General features: G+C 32.0%; 11 protein-coding genes and 1 tRNA gene. 6 read left to right on the top strand and 6 right to left on the bottom strand.

The annotated features are described in order from the left end of the window. Positions 1-4 precede the first annotated feature (4 nt). The 3 genes from pgmB to Q0997_RS04490 all read right to left on the bottom strand — a co-directional run bounded on the left by pgmB (position 5) and on the right by Q0997_RS04490 (position 3,215). Positions 5-661, bottom strand: coding sequence for a beta-phosphoglucomutase (gene pgmB / locus Q0997_RS04500; protein WP_299885122.1), 657 nt, complete (start codon positions 659-661; stop codon positions 5-7). A 4-nt stretch (positions 662-665) separates the two neighbouring features. Then, positions 666-2,042 (bottom strand): MFS transporter, encoded by a 1,377-nt coding sequence (locus Q0997_RS04495; protein WP_299885117.1) that lies wholly within the window; start codon positions 2,040-2,042, stop codon positions 666-668. Between the two features lie 132 nt (positions 2,043-2,174). Next, entirely contained in the window at positions 2,175-3,215 is a 1,041-nt protein-coding gene (locus tag Q0997_RS04490) for a LacI family DNA-binding transcriptional regulator (RefSeq protein ID WP_299885115.1), read from the bottom strand. A gap of 269 nt (positions 3,216-3,484) precedes the next feature. Between Q0997_RS04490 and Q0997_RS04485 the strand changes: the two genes are divergently transcribed. From Q0997_RS04485 to Q0997_RS04470, 4 genes are all read left to right on the top strand, one after another. Further along, positions 3,485-6,595: a SusC/RagA family TonB-linked outer membrane protein gene (locus Q0997_RS04485; protein ID WP_299885112.1), complete on the top strand. Its 3,111-nt coding sequence runs from the start codon at positions 3,485-3,487 to the stop codon at positions 6,593-6,595. A gap of 12 nt (positions 6,596-6,607) precedes the next feature. Next, complete coding sequence (locus tag Q0997_RS04480; protein ID WP_299885109.1) at positions 6,608-8,149, top strand: RagB/SusD family nutrient uptake outer membrane protein; 1,542 nt, start codon at positions 6,608-6,610, stop codon at positions 8,147-8,149. A gap of 12 nt (positions 8,150-8,161) precedes the next feature. Beyond that, positions 8,162-9,514, top strand: coding sequence for a SusE domain-containing protein (locus Q0997_RS04475; protein ID WP_299885106.1), 1,353 nt, complete (start codon positions 8,162-8,164; stop codon positions 9,512-9,514). 71 nt (positions 9,515-9,585) lie between these two features. Then, positions 9,586-12,468 carry an alpha-amylase family glycosyl hydrolase gene (locus tag Q0997_RS04470; protein WP_299885103.1) on the top strand — a complete coding sequence of 961 codons (2,883 nt, stop codon included), beginning with the start codon at positions 9,586-9,588 and terminating at the stop codon, positions 12,466-12,468. 113 nt (positions 12,469-12,581) lie between these two features. Here the strand turns inward: Q0997_RS04470 and Q0997_RS04465 are convergent. Further along, positions 12,582-12,654, bottom strand: a tRNA-Gln gene (locus Q0997_RS04465). Positions 12,655-12,949: 295 nt separating this feature from the next. On the opposite strand from Q0997_RS04465, the gene Q0997_RS04460 reads away from it, so the two are divergent. Next, entirely contained in the window at positions 12,950-16,432 is a 3,483-nt protein-coding gene (locus Q0997_RS04460) for a DUF2723 domain-containing protein (RefSeq protein ID WP_299885101.1), read from the top strand. A 3-nt stretch (positions 16,433-16,435) separates the two neighbouring features. Next, the gene (locus Q0997_RS04455; protein WP_299885098.1) at positions 16,436-17,080 is read left to right on the top strand and encodes a polysaccharide deacetylase family protein; all 645 of its coding nucleotides are present in this window, start codon (positions 16,436-16,438) and stop codon (positions 17,078-17,080) included. On the opposite strand, the gene Q0997_RS04450 is transcribed toward Q0997_RS04455, so the two are convergent. Beyond that, positions 17,077-17,373 (bottom strand): co-chaperone YbbN, encoded by a 297-nt coding sequence (locus tag Q0997_RS04450; RefSeq protein WP_299885095.1) that lies wholly within the window; start codon positions 17,371-17,373, stop codon positions 17,077-17,079. The genes Q0997_RS04455 and Q0997_RS04450 overlap by 4 nt on opposite strands. Positions 17,374-17,449: 76 nt before the next feature. Then, positions 17,450-18,691 carry a metallophosphoesterase gene (locus Q0997_RS04445; RefSeq protein ID WP_299885094.1) on the bottom strand — a complete coding sequence of 414 codons (1,242 nt, stop codon included), beginning with the start codon at positions 18,689-18,691 and terminating at the stop codon, positions 17,450-17,452. Positions 18,692-18,725 lie beyond the last annotated feature (34 nt).

Below are 18,725 nucleotides of genomic sequence, written 5' to 3'. Positions count from 1 at the left end.
CTTCTTATTTGTTTATTAATTGCTCTATAAAATCTTCACTAATTTCAGTGAAGTCACTAAAAATATAATTTGCTTCACGCAATACATCTTTATCTCCAATACCAATAGATATCATATTTGCAGAATTTGCAGCCTTAACTCCAGCGACAGAATCTTCAAAAACAATACAGTCTTTCGTCTCAATTTCTAATACTTTTGCTGCTGTTAAAAACACTTCTGGATCAGGTTTTGCTTTAGAAACATCATTACCATCTACTATAGCATTAAACTTTTCTAAAAGCGATACTTTTTTTAATATTTGCCTCGCATTTTTGCTTGCAGAACCTAACGAAATAGGTTGCTGTTTATTAATTAAAAAGTCTAACATTTTGGAAACATCTGGAAGAATTTCGGAGTCATTCATTTTTGAAATATAACTTAGATACTCATCGTTTTTTCTTGACATTAATGCCATAAATTGATCTCGCGAGATCTCTTTATTTCCCCATTCTAATATTTTCTCTAACGATCGTACTCTACTAACTCCTTTTAGCTGTTCATTTTGCTCATGATTAAAATCTATACCAATACTTTTTGCTAGTTGTTTCCAAGCCAAAAAGTGATATTTTGCGGTATCTACAATAACGCCGTCTAAATCGAATATGAATCCTTTTTTATTCATTTTACTACTCTTCGTTTGTTTGATATGTAATTGCTTTTTTGTTTGTAATTAAAAAGTTACAAAACCCAGCAATAATTAAACTAGACCCAGCAACTAGCATTGCATTAATTGTTTTATCTCCAAAAAGTTTAGACACATAATTTATACCTCCAAGCGCAGCAATAATTTGAGGAATAACTATAAACATATTAAAAACCCCCATTACAACACCCATTTTCTTTGGATCTACAGAACTAGACAACATTGCATAAGGCATAGAAAGAACACTTCCCCATGAGAAACCAATTAATATAAAAGATAGTATTAGGTATTCTGGAGTAGGAATAAAATACATTGATATAAACCCAATACCTCCAGCTATTAAAGAAAACATGTGTACATATTTTCTATTTATTCTCCTTTTCGAAGTATAAAGCACTAATATTAGCGCAAATACCATAGAAGACAAGCCATATATTCCCATATACTTACCAACTTGATTTGAAGATTCTTGAAAAGCAGTGTTAGCAATATTATATGTTTCAACTTGAGTTGCAATTGCCATATCATATGCACTTTCAATTGGAGCAGGTGTTTTAAACACATGTTCTGTAAGTGCTGGATTTGCCAATGTCCACATAGTAAAAAAGGCAAACCAACTAAAAAATTGAATGACTCCAAGTTTTTTCATGGTTAATGGCATACTCCCGATATTCTCTAAAATATCTGAAATAAAACTATTCTTCTGTTTCTTTTCTTCTTCAAAAGCTTCCATATCTTCAGGAGGATATTCTTTTGTTGTAAAAACAGTATATAGTATACTTACTAAAAAAACGACAGCTCCTATTGCAAAAGCAACTTTAACTGAGGCAGGCAACACGCCTGAAGGTGCAGAATCACTTGCTCCTAACTTAGAAACCATCCATGGTAAACTACTAGCAACCCATGTACCTACTCCTATAATTAAAGTCTGTACAACAAAACCATATGATCTTTGAGAACCAGGCAATTTATCTGCAACTAATGCTCTAAACGGTTCCATTGAAATATTAATAGAAGCGTCTAAAATCCATAAAAAACCTGCAGCAATCCATAAGCTTGGAGAATGTGGAATAAATATTAAAGTAACGGAACTCAATATTGCTCCTATTAAAAAATATGGACGACGGCGTCCCCATCTTGGACTCCAAGTACGGTCACTCATATATCCAATAATAGGTTGAACTAACAAACCAGTTAAGGGTGCCGCAATCCATAAAATAGGGATAGCATCTATCTCTGCTCCTAAAGTTTGAAAAATTCTAGACATGAAACCGCCAGTTAAGGCCATTCCAAATTGGATACCAAGGAAACCGAAACTCATATTCCAGATTTCCAAGAAACTTAGCTTACGCTTTTTCATAAATAGTAAGTTTAAATTATTACTATTTGATAAGCGGTATACTTATCAAAACTTAATTACCTGAGAAGTAAAAATATAAGTTTTGATTGGCTGTAAAGATATAAAAGATTTTAAATAGGCAATGTTAATTTTTTATTTTGTTGAATTTCGCTCTATTAATTCTGTTTCTATTACAACTGTTTGATAGTGATCTTCATCTTCCTCTATTTCAAGATTATTAATCAATAATTCTGCAGATTTTTCACCCATTTCTTGTGCATGTTGGCTTACTGTTGTTAAACTAGGCGTAGCATGTTTAGACAGTACACCATCTGTAAAACCAATAACTTGAATATCATCAGGGATTCTCAACCCTAGTTTTCTTGCTACCTTCATTGCTGTAATTGCATATAACTCATTTACTGCAAAAATACCGTCAATATTTTTATTGCTTTCAATTAGTGTAACGATGTCTTTTTCTAAAAATTCTAAATCATCATCAGATACTAAAGCATCATCAACTTTTAAAATAAGACTCCCTTTTAATTTTATATTATTTTCTTCTAATGCCTCTATATAACCTTGAGTTCTAAGTCTACCAACGCTAACGTAATCTTTAGTTGTAATAATAGCAATAGTTTCACAACCTTTTTCAACTAATCTATTAACTGCTTTTTTCGAACCTTTTAAATCATCAACTATTACTTTATCACAATTTACTTCGTTTACAACGCGATCAAACATAACTATAGGCATACCCTGATTTATAGTCTCTGTAAAATGATGATAATCTTGTTGTTGTAAAGTTTCTTTAGAGATAGACAAAATAAAACCATCAATACTGCCATTAGCTAGCATTTCCATATTAATAACCTCTTTAGAAAAAGATTCATTAGAAAGCCCAACAATTACATTATATCCTCTTTTATTAGCTACCAACTCAATACCCCTAATGACCTTAGAAAAGAAATGATGTACAATCTCTGGAATAATAATACCTATTGTTTTCGTTTTTCTATTTTTTAAACTTAGCGCAATATTGTTTGGCCTATAGTTATACAACTTAGCAAAGGCTTGGACCTTCTGCCTAGTATCTTCGCTAATTTCTTTACTATTTCTTAAAGCTTTAGAAACTGTAGAAATTGACACATCTAATTCTTTTGCTATTTGTTTTAGGGTAACTTTTCGTTTCATTTTACAAGATAAGATGTTAGAATAATCTCAAAAATATGAGCTTTTATTATTCATTTGTTAAAATCGACACATTTTACAACTAAAAGTTCAAAAAATCATCTTTTTTATTGAAAAAGTCTTAGTATTTAAAAAAGTTGTCAACACGAAAACGTTTGCGTTGCCTTTAAATTCAAGGGTTTCTAGAATATTAATATAAAATTTACATAGATTTAACACCGAGAAGTAAAAATATAAACAAGATATTTTAAAAACTAACTTAATAATATTGTATGAAAACAATTTTGAATAGTTTACTGTTTGCTTTAGTTTTTCTGCCCTCAATACTAATTGCGCAGAATACTATTTCGGGCTCAGTAACAGAACAATCTTCATCATTACCACTTCCAGGTGTAAATGTACTTGTTAAAGGCACCAACAATGGAACCGCTACCGATTTTGATGGAAATTATGAAATAACAGTAAATACAGGAGATATTATAGAATTCTCATACGTAGGTTATCTTACTCAAGAAATCAGCTATACTGGACAAACTACGTTAAATATAATTTTAGCTAATGATACATCTCAATTAGACGAGGTAGTCATTATAGGTTATGGTAGTGTAAAAAAAGAAGATCTTACTGGCTCTGTAGATGTTGTAAGCTCGAAAGAATTTAACAAAGGTGCTATTTTAACTACAGATCAATTGATAACCGGTAAAGCTGCTGGTGTAAGAATCACTAATAATGGTGGTTCTCCTGATTCTGCTCCAAATATTAGAATACGAGGAGGTGCTTCTTTAAGCGCTAACAGTAGTCCACTAATTGTTATTGATGGTATACCAATTGGAAATCAAAACCCTGCTGGCGTAAGTAATCCTTTAGCACTGGTAAACCCAAACGATGTAGAAAGCTTCACTATCTTAAAAGACGCTTCTGCTACTGCTATTTATGGCTCTAGAGCTTCTAATGGTGTTATTATTATAACTACTAAGAAAGGAACATCTGGAGATATAAAATTTAATTTTTCTACAGATGCGACAGTAAGTAGTGCTGGAGAAGGTTTAAACGTAATGGGTAGTGAAAACTATGTCCGGTTTATTCAAGAATATTACCCAGATCAAGCTTTTAGGCTTGGTGTACCCGTAGGATCTGTTTCTACAAATCAACCAGTTAGTCAAATTATTCAAGTAAGTATATTTGATGAGAATGGGGATTTTGTAGAGTTTCAAGATAGAGCTATATATGATACTAATTGGAAAGATCAAGTATTTAGAACAGCTTTTACATCTAATACACATTTTAGTGTTAGAACAAACTTAGGAGAAAGCATTCCTTTTAGAGCTTCTGTTGGTTACAATAATGCTGAAGGTGTCGTTAGGACTGATGATTATGAGAGATTTAGCGGCTCTTTAAGATTATCCCCTAAATTATTAAATGACAATTTAAAAATTGACGTTAATGCAAAAGCAACATTTGTAGATAAAAACAATGCTAATACTGGTGGAGCTATAGATGGAGCATTAAGATTTGATCCTACGAAACCTATTTTAGATAACAACTCAATATTTAATGGCTACTATGTAAATAGTTTAATCGATAATGCTGGTATTATTCAAATTCAAGGCCGATCTAATCCAGTAACCATACTCGAAGAACGTACAAGACCAGAACGTGCGTTACGACTTTTAGGAAATATTGAACTTGACTATAAACTACCTTTTATTAATGGTTTAAAAGCTGTTGTAAACTTAGGTTTAGACGCTTCAAAAGTAAAAATTGAGGAACGTTTTACTAATAATGCTTTATCTGCCTTTGGAATTGATACAGACAATGCAAATGCTATTGTTTTTAATCCTGGCGTTAATTATAGAGAAAGACAAGACATTACAAATACAACTTTAGACGGTTATCTATTATATAATAAAGAATTAGATAACAGCTTCTTAAAACGTTTCGATATTCAAGGTGGTTATTCTTATCAAAATTTTAAAACAGATGGTAATCAAGATCGTTTTATAAACAATCCTACAACTGGTGTTAGAGAATTAAATATTGATCCTCAAAACCCTACTAACCGTTATTTTAACGAATTAAATTTACAGTCATTTTTTGGTAGAGCTAATTTAGATATCGCAGACCAATTATTAATTACACTTTCTTTAAGAGCAGATGGCTCGTCTCTATTTAGTGAAGATAATCGTTGGGGATATTTTCCTGCTGGAGCAGTAGCATGGAAATTGAATAAATTAAGTTTTATTAATGATTCTAAATATATTAATGATTTAAAATTAAGATTAGGATATGGTAAAACTGGACAACAAGATATTACTGGTAATGTAGGTTTCTATCCATCGACACCATTCTTTGCTGCAGGTAATCAAAACAGTCAATATTTACCAGGTGTTTTCTTGTATTCTGCATTACCGTTTAACCCAGATTTAACATGGGAGAAAACAGACACCTACAACCTTGGTTTAGACTTTGATTTTTTTCAAAATAATATCATAACTGGATCATTTGACATCTTTAAAAGAGAGACTACAGATTTATTAGCAAGAGTCGCTATTCCTCCTGGACAGTTTTTAACAAACGAATTTGTTAAAAACGTAGGATCTACAGAAAGTGAAGGATTTGAATTATCATTGGGATTAAACCCTATACAAAGTGATAATCTTAATATCTCATTAAACGGAAATTTAGCATATGCAAAAACAGAAATAACAGACCTGCAAGACATTACAACACTTAGAGCTGGAGGAAGCTTAACAGGTACAGGATCTAACTTGTATTTTAACAATGTAGGAAGAGAAATTCGAGAAGCTGCAGTTTTCAAACAAATATATGACGCTAATGGTAACCCAATACCTGGAGCATTTGCAGATTTAAATGGTGATAATGTAATTACTGATGATGATAAATACTTAGTTAAAACAGTACCAAACTGGACTTTTGGATTTGGCTTTAATGTCTCTTACAAAAACTGGGATTTTAGCTCAACCTTTAGAGGTCAATTAGATGGAAAAACATACAACTTTAATACTTTAAATTTTGGTAATAGAGATGGAGCTATACCTACTAGAGATAATAGTTTAGCTAATGTATTAGACTTCTATGAAGGCGAATCAAATATTGTATTTGAAGATGTGATACAAAACAAACAATATTCAGATTATTATTTAGAAGATGCTGCCTTTCTAAGATGTGAAAATATTGTTTTAGGGTATCAGTTTAAAGATAACTTTATTAAAAATACACGTATGAGATTATATGCTGCTGTAAATAATCCTTTCATTATTACTGAGTATTCTGGTCAAGATCCTGAAAATTTTGGAGGTATTGATAATAATTTCTATCCAAGACCAACAGCTTATACTTTTGGTATCAATTTAGATTTTTAAAAACCTATGATTATGAAAAAAATAATATTAATTTTTATGGGAATCGTTGCTTTAGGAATGGTCTCATGTACAGACGATCTAAATACAGAACCTAAGGTAGAATTATCCTTAGAACAATTATTAGCTCAAGACCCCAATGCTGTTGAAGGTATTCTATCTAGACTATACGCTTCATATGCATTATCAGGCACAAATGGACCTGGAAGCTCAGATATTACAAGCCCTGATGCTGGTGAAGGTGCATTTCTAAGAGCTATAATTAACCTTCAAGACTTCACTTCAGACTCAATGAAAAATCGCTGGGGAGATGATGGATTAGATCAATTAACAACAACATCAAATTGGGATAGTAACAACAAATTTTTTAGATTGTTTTACGATCGTGCATATTACACAATTCCTCAGTGTAATAATTTAATTCCTGTCTTAGATAATGTTGATATTCCAAATAAAGAAGGTATTAAAAGTGAAGTGCGCTTCTTGCGTGCATTAGCTTATTACAACATAATGGATACCTTTGGTAAAGGTGTTCTTGTAACCGAAGATGATTTAGGAGTTACAACACCATTACCAGAAGCTTCAAGACTTGATCTTTTTAACTATGTAGAGTCTGAGTTATTAGCAATTGAATCTACTATTGGAAATAATAATGGTTATGGAAGAGCAAATACATATGTAGTAGATATGTTACTATCAAAACTATATTTGAATGCTCAAGTTTATTCAGGAACAGCTAGATGGGATGATGCTAGTACATATGCAAATAAAGTAATTACTGAAGGACCATATATGTTAACCACTAACTTTTTAGAAAACTTTTCTGGCGATAATGATATGTCTTCAGAAATTATTTTCCCTCTATTAGCTGATCCAATTGAAAGTCAAAGCTTTGGTAACACTACTTATATCGTGAATGGAAATTTAAGCCCAGATACTATAACCATTTCAGATTTTGGAGCTGCAGAAGGATGGCAAGGTCACAGAGCAACCAAAGCATGGTATGGTCTTTATGGTGACTTAGCTACAACTAATGATGATAGAGCCGAGCTGTTTTGGACAAATGGACATAATTATGAAATGAATGACTATACGGTATGGACCGATGGTTATCCTTCTATTAAATTTAGAAATAATAATTTTGGCGAAATCACGCCTCCAACTTCATTTTCTGGAACAGATTTCCCTTTCTACAGATTAGCAGATGCTTACTTGATGTATGCAGAATGTGCTGTTCGTGGAGCTTCTAACGCTAATATGAGTGACGCACTCTCTTATGTTAATCAAGTAAGAACTAGATCGAATGCAGACCCAATTACAATGGGTGACTTAGATTTAGATTTTATAATTGATGAACGTGGTAGAGAATTAAATTTAGAAGGACAAAGAAGAACAGATCTTATTCGTTTTGGAAAGTTTACAGGAGGAAGCTATTTATGGCCATGGAAAGGTGGAACCGTTAGCGGAACATCAATTCCAGATACCTATAGACTATTCCCAATTCCTCAAACTGCTTTAGAGGTTAATCCAAACTTACAACAAAACCCTGGTTACTAATAAAAAAGAATTATGAAAAATTTTAAAACACTATTACTATTAGCAGTCTTTGCCATTGTTGGTTTAAGTTCTTGCGAACAAAACGATGATTTAGTATTTACAGCTGCTCCTCAAGGAGGTTTTGAATTAACAAATACTATATTACCAGAATATGTATTACCAGCTTCTACTGATGCAGATGATAACATAGGTGTAGTATTTACCTGGAACCCAGCAAATTTTAATGTACAAACAAATATATCTTACGAAGTACAATATTCTTTATTAGGAGACTTCTCAGATGCTGCTACTTTAGATAATTTAGGAGCTACTTCAGAAAACCAAATCACAATAAATATTGGTCAATTAAAAAGTATCGCTACTCTTTCTGGATTAGATAATGATCCAGATACTACAGAACCAGATACTGGAGACTTAATGTTTAGACTTAGAGCTTACCCTGGCGACACAGGGTCTACAACAGAACAATTTAGCTCTAATCAACCTTTAACGGTAAGGTTATTAGAAGCAGCGTCTAGTGGTGGTAGTTCTGGAATTGAACCAGTAAGTTGGGGAATTGTAGGTTCAGGTTATAATAATTGGGGCGCTTACGAAGACCAAACATTTTACTCAACTAGTGAAGCTAATATATTTGTTACATACGCAACACTTGTTGATGGGGAGATTAAATTTAGAGAGAATGACATGTGGGATAACGACTTTGGTGATACTGGAGCAGATGGGACGTTAGATGCTGGCGGAGACAATATTGTAGTAACCGCTGGAACATATAAAATTACAATGAATTTAAATGACAATACTTATTCTATTGAACCATTTTCTTGGGGAGTTGTAGGTTCTGGTTATAACGATTGGGGAGCAACACCAGATGGTAAATTTTACTATGATTATGTTACTGACACTTTTAAAGTTGGTATAAGATTAGTTGATGGTGAAATCAAATTCCGTCAAAATAACGAATGGAATATAGACTTTGGAGACACAGGAGCTGATGGTACTTTAGAAGCTGGTGGTGATAATATTGCAGTAACCGCAGGACACTACACAATAACTTTAGATTTTAATGCTAACACATACACTATCGAAACTTCAGATTTATATGGTATTGTTGGTTCTGGTTATAATGATTGGGGAGCTACACAAGATTTCACTTTAACACCACTAAGTAATGATATTTGGGTTGGTGACATTGTAACACTGATTGATGGAGAAATTAAATTTAGAGTAAACGATGACTGGGCTTCAGATTTTGGTGATACTGGCGCAGATGGAACTTTAGATGCTGGAGGAGACAACATCGCAGTTACAGCTGGAGATTATAGAATCAAGTTAGATATTACTAATAGTACTTATTCTATTAACTAAATAATAAATTCATATAAACCATAAAGGCTGTTTTAATATTAAATATTAGCAGCCTTTTATTTATTAATCACATGAAAAAAAACATACTATATTTATTTATTCTTCTTACGCTTGGAAGCTACGCACAACAACAAAATATAACATATTCTGTAAGCCCAAATCCATTTGAAGAAAATGAAACAATTACTATTACTATTGATGGCAATAGTATTAACGAAGCGACCTGGGGAATAACAGACAACTCCCTTTATATATGGTCTTGGTCTTTTGACTTAAATCTGCAAAACATACAAGACTGCCCTACTAACGGCATGTGGACAGACTCTAACGAAACAAACAAACTAACCTACAATAGTGGTAATGACACTTATTCGATTTCATTTACACCTAACACTTTTTATAGCAGAACAGGTATTGGGAGAATAGGCTTTTTAATAAAAGCAAATGATGGTTCAGGCGACAAGAAATCTCAAGATATAACATTAGATGTTGGCTCGTTTCAAGTTATACAAAACACGCCTCAAACTAATTCTACTACTATAATTAATGCAGGAGAAATGTTAGCTATAAATGCTAATAATACTGGAGGAAATGCAAATTATACTTTAAGAGCAAATGGAGTGGTTTTAGATTCTCAATCAAACATATCTACTTACTCTTATACTCATACTAACATTATAGACAATCAAAATTATGAACTAGAAGTAAATCTAGCAGGAAATATTGTAACCAATGTTTTTAATGTAATTATAGACCCTGGAAGTAATGTTGGCATTATGCCAACTACCTATGAAGATGGCATAACTTATATTGATGACAACACAGCTATATTAGTCTTATACGCTACAGGCAAGGACTTTGTTTATGTCGCTGGAAGTTTTAACAATTGGCAACCAGACACTAGTTATGCAATGAAAAAAGATGTGACTAGAAACAATAAATTCTGGATCGAATTAACAGGCTTAACTCCTGGTCAAATAGAAACTTATCAATACTGGGTAGTAGATAAAACAGCTGCTACAAATTCTCCAGCTCTAGTAAAAACAGCAGACCCATATTCAACACTGGTATTATCTCCTTTTGACGATCCGTTTATCCCTTCAACTTCATACCCAAATCTACCAAGTTACCCTGTTGGACAAGAACGAGAAGTTACAGTTTTACAAACTGGTCAAAGTAATTATCCATGGCAAGTAACCAACTTTCAAAAGCCTAAAAAAGAAGATTTAATTATCTACGAAGTTTTAGTAAGAGATTTTGATGCAGATAGAAACTTTCAAGATTTAATTGATAAGATTGATTATTTTAAAAACTTAAATATCAATGCTATTCAATTAATGCCCGTAATGGAGTTTGAAGGTAATGAAAGTTGGGGCTATAACACCTCTTATCATATGGCCTTAGATAAGTTTTATGGCACCGAAGACAAGTTAAAAGAATTTATAGACTTATGCCACCAAAATGATATTGCTGTCATTTTAGACGTCGCTTTAAATCATGCTTTTGGAAGAAGTCCTATGGTAAGAATGTGGATGAACGACTCAGACAATGATGGTTGGGGACAACCAAATAGCGAAAACCCATATTTAAATGAAGATGCAAGACACAGTTATAACGTGGGTTATGATTTTGATCATTCAAACCCAAGAACTAAAGACTATGTAAAACGTGTAATACAACATTGGGTAGACAATTTTAAAATTGATGGATTTCGTTGGGATTTAACAAAAGGGTTTACCCAAAACTGTACAGCTAATGACGAAGGTTGTACCAATAGCTATCAAGCAGATCGTGTTGCTATTCTAAAAGAATATGCAGATTATTCATGGAGTTTGGACCCAACACATTATGTTATTTTTGAACATTTAGGAGGTAATCAAGAAGAAAAAGAATGGGCAGATTACAGAGTAAATGAAAGTGAACCAAAAGGTATTATGCTTTGGGGCAAAATGACTACTAATTATAACCAATTAACTATGGGTTATAATTCTAATAATGATATTTCTGGTGTTGGTCATGATAGTCGCAACTTTATTGCGCCTAGATTAATTGGTTATGCAGAAAGTCATGATGAAGAACGATTAATGTATAAAAACCTTCAATTTGGACAACAATCAAATCCATCTCATGATGTACAAGATTTAAATACGGCATTGTCTAGAATGTCTGCTTTGGGAGCCGTTACTTTAACTGTTCCTGGTCCAAAAATGATATGGCATTTTGGAGCATTAGGCATGGAAAACTCAATTTTCACATGTAATAATGGAAGTGTTAATACAGATAGTGATGCAGCTTCTGGAGATTGCAAATTAGATACAAAACCGCAACCGCAATGGAGTAATAATTGGTTAGCAGATACAAATAGAAACAAAATATATAATGATTGGGCTAGAATTAATCTTTTAAAAACTGAGGAAGCTGTTTTTGAAGGTAATTATTCTATAGATTCTGGAAATTTAACGCCTAAAATTTATATTTGGGATGATACATTACTATCATCTGAGCTTAAAAATGTTGTTATTCTAGCAAACTTTGATGTTAATTCTCAAAACATAATTCCAAATTTCCCATATACTGGCATTTGGTATGATTTAATGGATCCTACAGGAACAACTTCAATTAATATTACAGATACCTCAACTCCAATAAACGTAGTTGCAGGACAGTTTAAAATGTATGGGAATAAAAATTCTCAAACCTTGTCTACTAACAATTATAGTTTAGAAAGTAAACTAACATTATTTCCAAACCCAACTAAAAATTCATTTACTATTAACAAAGCGATTTCTAAACTAGAAGTTTATGATGTTTCAGGTAAACTAATAAAAGCCTTAAGTGGTGATTTTAAAAAAGGTGAAAATTTCAATATAGAAGACCTTTCTAATGGCATGTATATTATAAAAACGGAAAATAAATTAGGAACAACAGCAACCACTAAGCTTATAAAGTTGTAGTCTAATTATTGTAGGATGTATATCTGAAAACAGAAAAGCTTCTCAATGTGAGAAGCTTTTTTTATTCTTAAAAACAAAAAATCCTAATTCAATTTGAATTAGGATTAATTTTGTTGGCCCACTAGGGCTCGAACCTAGACTCTTCGGTACCAAAAACCGACGTGTTGCCAGTTACACCATGGGCCAGTGTTTCTAACAGGTTGCAAATTTAAAACAAAGTTTTATTTGAGCAAATATTTTTCAATAAAAAAACATAAAAATATACTCTTAATTAAAAAACCACGTTTAACACCTTAATTAAGACAGCATAACAACTTTTTAGTTAAGAAAAATTTAGCATTTTCATTTTATCTGTTCATCTTTATTTCCTTTATTTTGTTGAATGGAATTCGAATTACAATCTTTTTCATGCTAGAAATTTAATTGTTATGCTCATTTCATATTTATTAGTAAATTCGCCATAGTATTAAATATACCATATATGACTTCAATCAACTTTAAAAAATGGAACAACATTCTAGGTTGGTTCGCTTTTTTAATAGCATTAATTACATACAGTTTAACAGTAGAACCTACTGTTAGTTATTGGGATGCTGGCGAATACATTTTAACCTCAGCTAAACTACAAGTTGGTCATCCACCTGGGGCGCCCTTATTTCAAATGTTAGGTGCTATGTTCTCAACATTAGCAATAGAACCTCAATATATTGGACTCATGCTTAATATGGTAAGTGCAGTTAGTAGTGCTTTTACTATTTTATTCATGTTTTGGAGTATTTCATTACTACTACAAAAAATGGTTGGAGATGAAGCCTATTCAGATAGAAAAACACAAGCTATTTTAGGTAGTGCTTTTGTAGGAAGTTTGGCTTTTGCCTTTACAGATTCTTTTTGGTTTAATGCTGTCGAGACTGAAGTTTATGCCATGGCTACATTAATTATGGCTATCTTATTTTATTTAGCCTTACGTTGGGAAAAAGACATGCACAAACCTAGAGGCAATAAATGGCTAGTATTAATAGCCTTTGTAATTGGATTATCTTTTGGTGTACACTTTATGGGGTTATTAACAATCCCTGCTATTGGGTTAATTTATTATTTTAAGAATTATAAGACTGTTACCATTGCTAATTTTATAATTGCAAATGTTGTTTCTATAGCTATATTATTATTCATTTTCAAATTACTAGCGCCAAACATCTTAAGGTTCTTTAGTGTATTAGAAATTTTCTTTGTTAACTCTATAGGTTTACCATTTAATTCTGGCTCTATAATCGCAGGGTTATTATTAATTGCAGCTATCTATTTTAGTTTAAATTATACTAGAAAAAAAGGTTACAAGCATATAAACACAGGTATTTTATGTATTACTTTTGTTGTTATTGGTTTTTCTTCATGGATAATGTTACCTATTCGAGCGAATGCTAATGTGGTAGTTAACGAAAATAACCCATCAAGCGCAAGAGAGTTATTAGCGTATTATAACCTAGAGCAATATCCAGAGACACACTTGTTTTATGGACCTTTATTTACAGATCAATATTCTGGATTAGATGAAGATAAACCCTACATAGATGATAAACCTAAATATGAAAAGGATGAGGCTTTAGGAAAATATGTTATAGTTAATGATTATAAAAACGCAAATCAAAACTTTAATAGTGAACAAGCGGCTATTTTACCAAGAATGTGGAGTGGTGAAAATGCAGAAAACTATATGCTCTTTTCTGGTTTTTTAGATTTTAGCTTAAAAGACGAATACATTGTTGACCCTTTTACAGAAAAGAAAATAGCAGATTTTGTAACCAAATACCAAAGCAACCAGTTAACTGAAACGGAATATGATCGTTTTATGGCTCAATATGGAGACAAACTAAATCTTTATCTTAATACAAGAATACAAAAAGAGATTGCGCTAATAAAGCAGTTTAAAAATGAAGTAGCTAAACGTAATGTTGATTACAAAGGGTATCATAATTTCTTAAAACAATATGGGCAACAATACCTTAATGTAAAAAAGCCATCTTTAGGAAGCAACATATCTTACTTATTAGAGTTCCAACTAGGCTATATGTATTGGCGTTATTTTATGTGGAATTTTACTGGAAGGCAAGACGATATTCAAGGTGAATATAACAATCATGGTAACTGGATTAGTGGTATTAACGCATTTGACTCATTACATCTAGGACAATCTCAAGATAATTTACCTAGTGATGTAAAGGATAACAAAGCAAGAAACACATACTATTTCCTGCCTCTAATTCTAGGACTTATTGGTTTGCTTTTCCTATTTAATAAGGATAAAAAACTATTTTGGGTCTTACTCGTCTTTTTCCTATTTACAGGTTTAGCGATACAAGTATATACAAACGTAAGACCATTTGAGCCTCGTGAACGTGACTACTCTGTTGTAGGTTCTTTTTATGTATTCGCCATCTGGATTGGTTTTGGTGTTTATGCAATTTTTGATGTCCTTAGAACAAAAGTAAAAGGGAAGTTATTAGCTCCCGCTATAGCTTTGGTCTGTTTACTATTAGTACCTGGAGTTTTAATTGCAAACAATTGGGATGACCACGATAGATCTAATAAGTATACTGCACTAGCAATGGCAAAAAAATATCTTGATTCCTGTGCAGAGAATGCCATTCTATTCTCTATAGGAGATAATGATACCTTTGCTTTATGGTATGCCCAAGAAATTGAAAACTATAGAACCGATGTTCGGGTAGTAAACACCAGTTTATTTCAAACCGATTGGTATATAGACCAAATGAAACGTAAAGCTTACGAAAGTGATCCTATACCATCGCAGCTTACCCATTATCAATACAAGAAAGGTACACGTGAATATATCATGAAGAGAACCAGTTATCACGACCCTAAAACCGAAGAATACAAACCAACATTTAGTCGTGATACATTAACGATTAAAGAATTTATGGATTTTGTATCGAGCGATAATCCAAAAACAAAATTTAAGCGTATTATTCAATTGCAAGGTGAAGATGAGTCACAATACCCTTCGCAACTATTAAATACTAATTATTTCCCTGTTGAAAACATTAGAGTACCTGTAAATAAAGCAGAAGTCCTTAGAAATGGATTAGTAAAAGAAAAAGATGCTGATGAAATTGTAGATTTTATTGATATAAAAATAGATGAAAGCGCTATATATAAACAACGTTTATTAATGCTAGATATCGTTGCCAATAATAATTGGGAACGCCCATTATACTTTACTGGTGGTGCCTTTGGTGAAGATGATTATATCTGGATGAAAGATTACCTGCAACTTGATGGTATGTGTTATAAATTAGTACCTATTAAAACACCTGTAGAACGTGCAAACCCTTTTGATATGGGTAGAGTAGATAGTGACCTAATGTATGAAAAAGTTAAAACCTGGGATTGGGGAAATAGTGGTAGTGACAATATTTATCACGATCCAGAAACACGTAAAAATTCTATTACTTACAGAGGTAATTTAGCACGCTTAATGGAAGCTTTAATTAATGAAAAGAAATTAGACAAAGCTGAAGAAGTTGCAGACATAGCAATGGAAAACATGCCTGTAGATAAATTTGGCTATTACACGTTATTAGAACCATATATTAGTGGTTATTACGAAGCTAATGCTAAAGATAAAGCCAGACAACTTTTTAAGGATGTTGCTGTAAAATATCAAGAAAATCTAAAATATTATAGTGAGCTTACTCGTGAAAATCAATTTAAAAATGGTGAAAACATTATTACAGATTTAGAGCGTTATAGAGCATTAATAATAGTTCTAGTTGAATACGATGAAGACTTTGCAGAAAAAGAATTTAAGGTATTTGGTAATTATGAAAGTCTTTTTGATGATCTTTTTCCTAAACGAGAAGAAATGGAAAGACCAGATATGATAGAAGATCGCGATATCAATAGAGATAGTAGCATTCCAGTTGTAGAACCTGAAGAATAAAGCATGCGTTTTATTCCTGTTAAAATACCTAAATTTATAACGCGAATTTTCCCAAACTATGTTTGGGATTTTTCGTCTAAAGATAAAGTTATCTATCTCACTTTTGATGACGGACCAACACCGGAAATTACCCAATGGACACTAGACACTTTAAAAAAATATAATGCCCGAGCTACTTTTTTTTGTATTGGTAATAATGTTATAAAACACCCAGAAATATTTAAAAACATACTAGCTAATGGCCATAGTATTGGCAACCATACTCATGACCATATAATAGGCTGGAAAACAGAAACTAAAAGTTACATAGAAAATGTAATTCAAGCTGAGAAAGCTATAAATAGTCAATTAGAAAAAGGTACAGTCAATTTATTTCGTCCGCCGTTTGGCAAGATTAAAAATAGTCAAGGAAAAGCATTAATTAAGCTTGGTTATAAAATAATTATGTGGAGCGTTATTACTTTCGATTGGGAAAAAGAGGTCTCTAAAGAGCAATGTTTAAAAAACGCTATTTCAAGAACAAAAAAAGGAAATATTATTGTGTTTCATGACAGCGTAAAAGCATCTAAAAACATGATGTATTCATTACCAAAATTCCTAGAACACTTTAGTAATAAAAACTATACATTTGAAGCAATTAAAACTTAGTAATAAGACTGCACTAAAGCTATTAAAGTATTAGCATCTTGCTCACCACTTTGGCGCCATTTCATTTCACCATTTTTATATATAATAAGTGTTGGCAAACCTTTTACTCTCAGCGCCTCAGATAACTCTTTATTTTTATCAACATCAATCTTAATTACTTTAGCCTTATCTCCAAGCGCAGCAGCAACATCCCTAAGTACTGGATGCATTGCGGTAGATTGCTCATTCCATTCTGTAAAAAAATCTAATAAAACAGGAATGTTTACATCGATTAATTCTCCAAATTTTGACATTATTTAAAGTATTAGTTCAAACTTGTTATTGTAAATCTACAATTTTTTAACAACTTATAGATTTATCCAGTTCATTTTAAGCAACTTTCGCGCCTTTTTTAAGCTCTATAACAGTAATTTCTGGCCAAATACCTACACGTCCAGGATAAGCATGATAACCAAAACCTCTATTTACATTTATGTATTGACTTGCCTCATTATATAATCCAGCCCATTGCTTATAGACATATTGTACTGGACTCCATTTAAAGAAACCTGGTATTTCTATACCAAATTGAAGACCATGTGTATGTCCGCTTAATGTTAAGTGAAAGTGTTCTTTATGAGACTTAACTTCATATTCCCAGTGCGAAGGATCATGACTCATTAATATTTTAAAATCTTCACTAGAAACAGAAGCTATCGCTTTATCTAAATCGCCAGCTTTTTTAAAACTCTTACCCCAATTCTCTACGCCCACTAAAGCAATACGTTCTCCATCTTTCTCAAGGAATGTATTTTCATTCAACAATAAATTAAAATCTATTTTATTATGAATATTTTTTATAGCTTCAAAATTAGCTTGTTTTGCTTCTTTTGATGGCCAAGAGGCATACTCTCCATAATCATGGTTTCCTAATACAGAATGCTTCCCAAATTTTGGGTTTTTAATACGTTTAAAAGTATCAATCCATGGGTCCATTTCTTCCGCTTTAGTATTAACAATATCTCCAGTAAATAATATTACATCCGTTTCTTGTTCATTTATTAAATCTATTGCGTATTCAATTTTTTCTTTATTATCAAAGCTCCCAGAATGAATATCACTTATTTGAGTTAATTTAAAACCATCAAATGCTTTTGGTAAATCTTCAAAATGTAGCGTATACTTTAGTACTTTATAATTATAGCGTCCTTTATACATACCATAAAGTAAAGAAGCTAATGGCATAGCAGCTATACCTAAAGCTATTTTACTAACAAACTGTCTTCTACTAGGTAAATACTTTTCAGAAGTTCCAGAGAAAAAATTATCTGTAATATAATTATAACCACCAACTAGAAGTCTAATAATATCTTCACCAAACATCACAAAAAACACGACTAGTTTTGGAATAAACGACAATAAAAACAATCCCATTGCCCAAAGTGTTTTACTCGTTTGACCAACACTTCGATCATAATTTAAAAACACATAAGTAAAATAACTATAAACAGCTATAGATAGTATAAAATAAACCCAAGGTAACCATTGGTATTTAAATAGCGTTCTAAATGCCTGATAAGCATATATATCTATAATAACAAAAATGACAATGAAGATAATTAACCGAATCATAGATAAATTAATTTTTATCAAAATTAACCATTTA

Source organism: uncultured Lacinutrix sp. (assembly GCF_947500325.1).
In the GTDB taxonomy this organism is placed as follows: domain Bacteria; phylum Bacteroidota; class Bacteroidia; order Flavobacteriales; family Flavobacteriaceae; genus Lacinutrix.
This window is presented reverse-complemented; position numbering and strand designations above follow the sequence as displayed.

Bases quoted from the DNA above. Each gene is read 5' to 3' on its own strand.
- pgmB (WP_299885122.1), bottom strand. From the start codon at position 661: ATGAATAAAAAAGGATTCATATTCGATTTAGACGGCGTTATTGTAGAT.
- Q0997_RS04495 (WP_299885117.1), bottom strand. From the start codon at position 2,042: ATGAAAAAGCGTAAGCTAAGTTTCTTGGAAATCTGGAATATGAGTTTC.
- Q0997_RS04490 (WP_299885115.1), bottom strand. From the start codon at position 3,215: ATGAAACGAAAAGTTACCCTAAAACAAATAGCAAAAGAATTAGATGTG.
- Q0997_RS04485 (WP_299885112.1), top strand. From the start codon at position 3,485: ATGAAAACAATTTTGAATAGTTTACTGTTTGCTTTAGTTTTTCTGCCC.
- Q0997_RS04480 (WP_299885109.1), top strand. From the start codon at position 6,608: ATGAAAAAAATAATATTAATTTTTATGGGAATCGTTGCTTTAGGAATG.
- Q0997_RS04475 (WP_299885106.1), top strand. From the start codon at position 8,162: ATGAAAAATTTTAAAACACTATTACTATTAGCAGTCTTTGCCATTGTT.
- Q0997_RS04470 (WP_299885103.1), top strand. From the start codon at position 9,586: ATGAAAAAAAACATACTATATTTATTTATTCTTCTTACGCTTGGAAGC.
- Q0997_RS04460 (WP_299885101.1), top strand. From the start codon at position 12,950: ATGACTTCAATCAACTTTAAAAAATGGAACAACATTCTAGGTTGGTTC.
- Q0997_RS04455 (WP_299885098.1), top strand. From the start codon at position 16,436: ATGCGTTTTATTCCTGTTAAAATACCTAAATTTATAACGCGAATTTTC.
- Q0997_RS04450 (WP_299885095.1), bottom strand. From the start codon at position 17,373: ATGTCAAAATTTGGAGAATTAATCGATGTAAACATTCCTGTTTTATTA.
- Q0997_RS04445 (WP_299885094.1), bottom strand. From the start codon at position 18,691: ATGATTCGGTTAATTATCTTCATTGTCATTTTTGTTATTATAGATATA.